Source organism: Mesorhizobium sp. M2A.F.Ca.ET.067.02.1.1 (assembly GCF_004023285.1).
Classification (GTDB): Bacteria; Pseudomonadota; Alphaproteobacteria; order Rhizobiales; family Rhizobiaceae; genus Mesorhizobium.
This window is the reverse complement of record NZ_RZSB01000902.1, coordinates 1-2,180: the sequence shown is the minus strand read 5'-3', so window position 1 is coordinate 2,180 and position 2,180 is coordinate 1. Positions and strand designations below refer to the sequence as shown.

Annotated in this window: 3 protein-coding genes; 2 read left to right on the top strand and 1 reads right to left on the bottom strand. The window is 66.0% G+C overall.

Features of this window, described 5'->3' with window-relative positions:
- A partial coding sequence (locus EOA28_RS33460; RefSeq protein ID WP_189342343.1) for an extensin family protein occupies positions 1-362 on the top strand: 362 nt, incomplete at its 5' end.
- A gap of 68 nt (positions 363-430) precedes the next feature.
- Complete coding sequence (locus EOA28_RS33455) at positions 431-1,138, top strand: LssY C-terminal domain-containing protein (RefSeq protein ID WP_127251530.1); 708 nt, start codon at positions 431-433, stop codon at positions 1,136-1,138.
- Between the two features lie 15 nt (positions 1,139-1,153).
- On the opposite strand, the gene EOA28_RS33450 is transcribed toward EOA28_RS33455, so the two are convergent.
- Entirely contained in the window at positions 1,154-2,176 is a 1,023-nt protein-coding gene (locus EOA28_RS33450; protein WP_127251531.1) for an NAD(P)-dependent alcohol dehydrogenase, read from the bottom strand.
- Between the last annotated feature and the right edge of the window lie 4 nt (positions 2,177-2,180).

Sequence of the window (2,180 nt, the reverse complement as noted above, 5' to 3'; positions counted from 1 at the left end):
CCGCCTGGACGAAGAACGAGCTGCAGCCTGCCGCCCGCTGGCGCTATTTCTCCGGCGTCAAGGCGATCCACCAGGGCTCGAGCTATTCCTGCCGCAACATCGCCGGCGAAGGTGTGTTGTCGGAGCACGGCAAGGGCAACGCCCTCGACGTCATGAGCATCGAGCTCAACAATGGCGACGACATCGACGTCCGCAAGCCCGGACTGTTCGCGTTCCGCACCCGCGGCTTCCTCAACAACGTGCGCTCCGACGGCTGCGAGTATTTCACCACGGTGCTCGGCCCGGGCTACAATTACGACCACCGTAACCATTTCCATTTCGACATCAAGAACCGCAAAAGCGGCTACCGCGCCTGCCGCTGAGGTGGCTCTACCCGAAAACGGCCAACAACGCATAAAATGGTCGCGCAAGGATTTGGGAGCGGTTTGTCGTGGGTGAACGAAGCCTGAGGCGGCGCGCGGCGATCTGGCTGACGGCGGTCTGCGCCTTCTATCTGGCGCTCGCCTATGTCGCTGCGCCGGAATTCTGGACCTGGCGGGAGCGCGGCTTCCGCACCCGCCCTTTCGAGATGGTGACGCATACGCCGCAGGGCATTCCCGGCGACCCGATCAATGTCGGCCTTGTCGGCACCGAGAAGGAAGTCGTCCACGCCTTCGCGGTCGCGGGCTGGGATACGGCCGATGCCGTGACGCTCAGGACCGCGATCGATATCGGTGAGAGTGTGCTGTTTTCCCGCCCCTACCCCGATGCGCCGATGAGCCGCCTGTTGTTCGAGGGCCGCGCCCAGGACCTGGCCTTCGAGAAACCGGTCGGCGACAGCGCCGACCGGCGCCACCATGTCCGCTTCTGGCTGACGGACGTGGTCGGCGACGACGGCCGCCCGCTCTGGCTGGGCGCCGCGAGCTTCGATCGCGGCGTCGGCCTCAGCCACGACACGGGCGGCGTTACCCACCATATCGGTCCGGACATCGACGCCGAGCGCGACTTCCTGATCGGCGACCTGAAGGCCGCCGGTCTGCTGACCTCAACCAGCGAGATACCGGGTATCGGCGCCACCAAGACGGGACGCAATGGCGGCGGCGATCCCTATTTCACCGACGGCATGGCCGTGGTCGGCGTGTTGAAGACGCTGCAGTGATCTCGCCACGCGCCATCAGCTCGTGGCGATCACGATCTTGCCGAACGGTCCCTTTTCTAGATGCTGGAGCGCTTGGGGCACCTCGTCGAAGCCGTAGACCTTGTCGATGACCGGCCTGATGCCGAGCGCCTCTATTGCCTGGTTCATGCGCTCGAACGCGCGTCGATGGCCAATGGAAATGCCCTGGACCACGATGCGGTTGCGCATGAACGGAACGATCGGAAAGCTGATCTCCATCGCGCCGAGCACGCCGATGACGGATAGCCGGCCATCGGCGGCAAGGGCGTTGAGCGACCGGCGCGCATTGTCGCCGCCGACCATTTCCAGCACATGGTTCACGCCAAGCCCGTCCGTCATGGCGCGAGCGGCCTCGTCCCATGCCGGCTGGGTGCGGTGGTTGATCGTCTGCCACGCGCCGAGGTCCCTGGCGCGCTTCAGCTTCTCGTCGCTGCTCGACGTGACGATCGCGCGCAAGCCGAAGGCGGCGGCGAATTGCAGCGCAAACAGCGACACGCCGCCCGTGCCCTGGATAAGGATGGTCTGGCCTGGCACCGGCCTTGTCGCCTCCGCCATCGCGAACCAGGCGGTCAGCGCCGCGATCGGCAGCGTTGCGGCCTCGACATCGCTCAGCGAGACCGGCGCCGGCACCGCCGCGTCCTCGCGGAAGACGACATGCTGGGACAGCATGCCTGGAAGCGAGGAGCCCAGCGTGTGCTGGTGGAGCACGGCCGGCGCGTCGCCATCCGGCCAGTCGGCGATCACCTGTCCCAGCACCCGCTGTCCGACCTTGAAGCGGCTCACGGCGCCGCCGACCGCCACGACCTCGCCCACGGCGTCCGAGGTCGGCACGAATGGGAAGGACAGGTCGGGGATGAGCACGCCGTCCACGATCATCTTGTCCTTGTAATTCAGCGAGACGGCTTTCGTCCGCACCAGAAGCTCGTGCGGGCCTGGATCGGGGATCTTGCCTTCCACCGGCCGCAGATTCGAAAGGCCGAACCCGCTCATCTGCCAGGATCTGTTGCTGTCGGTACTCATGCGT